Source organism: Actinobaculum sp. oral taxon 183 str. F0552 (assembly GCF_000466165.1).
In the GTDB taxonomy this organism is placed as follows: Bacteria; Actinomycetota; Actinomycetes; order Actinomycetales; family Actinomycetaceae; genus Peptidiphaga.
The window spans coordinates 1-4268 of the sequence record NZ_KE951464.1 but is presented as its reverse complement, the minus strand read 5'-3'; the positions used below and the strand labels follow the sequence as shown (position 1 = coordinate 4268).

Below are 4268 nucleotides of genomic sequence, written 5' to 3'. Positions count from 1 at the left end.
TGCCGGGAAACGGCTGGCGTGTCGACCGGGGCGGCCGACACGGCCGGCCGGGAGGCGATCGCCCCCGCGTCGAGACGCCCCGGCAGGGCGGCGCATCGACGCGGAGGACCCCCGCGGGCCCGGTCGGCTCGGTGACCGACCGCGTGCTCCGTCAGCTTCGCGAGGGCAGGACCGTCCGTGCCATCGCCGCGACGAGCGGGGTCTCCGAAGTCTTCGTCTCCACGATGCTCGACCACTTCGAGCGGCTCGGCCTACTCGACGAGGCGAACTCGCTGTGCTCTTCCGGCCTCGGAGCCTGCTCGACCACCGAGCTGACCGACGAGGCGAGGGTCGCCTGCGCGGGGTGCCCGCTCGTCATCTAGCGTCTAGCGATGCCGCCGTCTGGCCGTTCGTCGTTCAACCGCGCGTCGTCCAGCCGTTCGGTCGCTCTGCATGAGCGGCCGAGCCGAGCATCGCGGCGTTCGGGATGCTCGGACGCGGGAGGCAGCGCCGGCTGGGGGCCTCCGAACGGTGTGCCGAGCCGGCCGGCGGACCGCCCGACGGCCGCGCCGCCGGGACGCAGGCTGGGTCCGCATGGCGGGCGGGCCCGTTGGACGCCGCGCGGAACTGGCACAATGGCGCAATGGACGTGGTGAGCCGAAGGCGCTCCGACGAGCCGGACGAGCTGCTCGGCCGGCTCCGCGAGGCCGTGCGCGGAGAGGTGGACGCCAGTGCGCGCCGCCGGGCCGAATACGCCACGGACGCCTCGAACTACCGGATACCGCCGCGCGCGGTCGTCTGCCCGGCCGACGCCCAGGACGTCGCCGCCGCCCTGGCCGTCGCCCGCGAACTCGGCGTACCGGTCACGGGGCGCGGCGGCGGCACATCCTGCGCCGGCAACTCCATCGGCCCGGGGATCGTCCTCGACTTCTCCCGTCACATGAACGCCATCCTCGACGTCGACCCCGATTCCCGCACCGCCCGCGTCCAGCCGGGCGTGGTCATGTCCGACCTGCAGAAGGCCGCGGCCCCCTTCGGGCTGCGCTTCGGGCCCGACCCCTCCACGCAGAACCGGGCGACCTTCGGCGGCATGATCGGCAACAACGCCTGCGGCCCCCACGCCGTCGCCTTCGGACGGACCGCGGACAACGTCGACCGGCTGCGCCTGCTCCTGGCCGACGGGCGGGAGATCGCGGCCGGCCCCGACGGCCTGGGCGTGGACGCCGTCGACGGCCTGGCCGAACTCGTCGCAGCCAACCTCGCGGCCATCCGCACCGGCCTCGGCCGTTTCAAACGCCAGGTCTCCGGCTACTCGCTGGAGCACCTCCTGCCCGAGAACGGGCGCGACCTCGCCTCCTTCCTCGTCGGCAGCGAGGGAACCCTGGCCCTGGTCTGCGAGGCGACGGTCCGGCTCGTTCCCCGCCAGGCCTCGCCGGTGCTCGTCATCCTCGGATATCCGGATATGGCCTCCGCCGCCGACGACACCGTGCCCCTCCTGGCCCATGGCCCGCTGGCCGTCGAAGGCCTGGACGCCCAACTCGTCGACGCGGTCAGGCGGGCCAAGGGCTCCGTGCCCGCACTGCCCGCCGGAGCCGGGTGGCTCTTCGTCGAAGTCGGGGCCGAGGGGGGCGTCGACGCCATGACGAGGGCGCGAGCCCTGGCCGACGCAGCGGCGACCGACGCCGTGGACATCCGCCCCGCCGGGCCCGAAGCGCGGGAGCTGTGGCGCATCCGCGCCGACGGCGCGGGCTTGGGCGGCCGCACCCCGGCGGGCAACCCCGCCTGGCCGGGATGGGAGGATTCGGCCGTTCCGCCGGAGAACCTCGGCGCCTACATCCGCGAATTCGAGGCGCTTCTCGGATCGCACGGCCTGGCAGGCCTCCTCTACGGGCACTTCGGCGACGGCTGCTTGCACATCCGCATCGACTTCCCCTTCGAAGCGGACGACGGGCGGCCGAGGTTCCGGGCCTTCATGGAGGAGGCGGCGGACCTCGCCGCCCGCTTCGGCGGCTCGCTCTCCGGCGAGCACGGCGACGGCCGGGCCCGCTCCGAACTGCTCGGCCGCATGTACGGCCCGGAGATCCTCCGCCTGTTCGGCCGGGTCAAAAGCCTGTTCGACCCCGCAGGCGTCCTCAATCCGGGAGTCCTCGTGCGCCCCGACCCCCTCGACGCGCACATGCGCCGCCCGGACGCCCGCCGGATCGAGTACGCGGGAGGCTTCCACTTCGCCGACGACCACGGCGACATGACCCGGGCCGTCCACCGCTGCACGGGCGTGGGCAACTGCCGCGCCGCCCGCTTCGACATCGGGATGTTCATGTGCCCCTCCTACGAGGCCACGCGCGACGAGAAGGACGCGACCCGGGGGCGCGTCCGCGTCCTGCAGGAGGTGGCCAACGGCGGCCTGCTCGACTGGACGGCGCCGGGGGTCCTGGAGTCCCTGGACCTGTGCCTGGCGTGCAAAGCCTGCTCGCGGGACTGCCCGACGGGCGTCGACGTCGCCCGCTACCGCTCCGAAGCCCTCTACCGGGCCTACAGGGGCAGGCGCCGGCCGATGACGCACTACACGCTCGGCAACCTGCCCCGCCTGGCGGGCCTCGTCACGAAGGTCCCTGGCCTGGCACGCCTGGCGAACGCGGTCATGGGGATCGGGCCGCTGCGCAGGCTCGGCTTCCGCCTGGCCGGAGTCGACGCCCGCCGGGGGATGCCCGGGTTCGCGACCCGGCGGTTCTCCAGGACCGCCCAGGCCCGCGGGCTCGGCGCGGACGGCCCGCCCGGGCGAGGCCTGGCCGACGGCCGCCACGTCGTCCTGTGGGTCGACTCCTTCTCCGAGACGCTCGACACGCGCGGGGCGAGGGCCGCCGTCGACGTCCTCCAGGCCGCCGGATACACCGTGCTGCTGCCGTCCGGCCAAGCCTGCTGCGGGCTGACCTGGATATCCACCGGCCAGCTCGGCACGGCCAAGAGGAAGCTGGACAGGCTGCTGTCCACGCTCGCGCCCTTCGCCGCGAGCGGGGTGCCGATAGTCGGCGTCGAGCCCTCGTGCACCGCCGTCCTGCGTTCCGACCTGGAGGACCTCCTCCCGGACGACGCGAGGGCCCCGCTGGTCAAGGCGATGACGTACACGCTCGCCGAGCTCCTCACGGCCCCCGAGCCGGTCGGGCCCGGCCGGGGATGGCGCATGCCCGACCTGGCGGGCGTGGAAGTCGTCGCGCAGCCCCACTGCCATCACTATTCCGTCATGGGGTGGGCCGCCGACGAGGACCTCCTGCGGAAGGCCGGCGCGTCTGTGACGAAGGTTACCGGATGCTGCGGGCTGGCGGGCAATTTCGGCATGGAAAAAGGGCATTACGAGGTGTCCGTGAAAGTCGCCCAGGCCAGGCTCGTGCCCGCCCTGTCCGAGGCCGGCCGCGACGCGGTATTTTTGGCCGACGGATTCTCCTGCCGGACGCAGGCCGGCCAGCTGGCCGGATCGCGGGGGATCCACCTCGCCGAGCTCATACGCGACGGGGCGGAGGCGGCCAGGAGACGGGGAGGAAGCTGATGGAAAATGGGAATAAAGCGCCCCGCCGGGGGAATTCCGATTCGGTAGCTAGTGGAGCGGGTCTGCCGTGGGCTACCCTAGGAGCATCACGCATTGTTTCTTGAAGGAGGTCCCGCACGATGGCGCTTTTTGCCCTGTCAGGCGGCCGCATTGTGCCAGCTCAGGCAGTCGAGCTAGACGGCACGTCTGCGACGGAAGTGTTGGGCGCGCTTCGCGAGCGCGCCCTCGACATTGTGGGCGTGCCGCTGTTTCCCATCGTGTGGGAGCAGGCCGACCGGCAGCCCGGAGAGTCTCACCTGCTCACCATGGACTCCGCCGGCAACACCGTCATCGTCAGCATACGCGCGCATTTCTCCGCAGTGAGCCTCTTCGAGGCTCTGAGCCTGGCCGGGCGCTACTCCAGCATGTCCCGCCGCGAGATCGTCGCGATGTACCCGGGCGGCCAGGCCGCCTTCGACTCGGCCTGGCAGACGTTCCGGGAATCCTCGCCGGCCACGGCGTCGGCGGGAGCCCGCATGGTCGTCGTGACGCTGCGCGCCGACGACGACCTCTTCCCCGTCATCACGACGCTCTCCGAGGGCGTCCGGGTCCTCGAGGCGCGCGTCTACGGTTCGGGGACCCAACGGTATCTCAGCGTGGACACCTGCCACAAGCGCGCCGTCAACAGCACGACCGACGCCCGGACCGTGGCCCCCAGGCCGGCCGCTGCGCCCGCGGTCGCGGGGGACCTCCCGGCCGGCCCGGC

At 72.9% G+C, this 4268-nt stretch carries 3 protein-coding genes; all 3 read left to right on the top strand.

The window, feature by feature from the left end; genetic code table 11:
• Nucleotides 1–362 (top strand): hypothetical protein (locus HMPREF0043_RS11785; protein WP_232206104.1); only part of this gene is annotated, 362 nt, incomplete at its 5' end.
• A gap of 260 nt (nt 363–622) precedes the next feature.
• Nucleotides 623–3523, top strand: coding sequence for an FAD-binding and (Fe-S)-binding domain-containing protein (locus tag HMPREF0043_RS08805; protein WP_021602698.1), 2901 nt, complete (start codon nt 623–625; stop codon nt 3521–3523).
• A 152-nt stretch (nt 3524–3675) separates the two neighbouring features.
• Nucleotides 3676–4268: hypothetical protein (locus HMPREF0043_RS08800; protein WP_156897563.1), on the top strand; the 593-nt coding region annotated here is incomplete at its 3' end.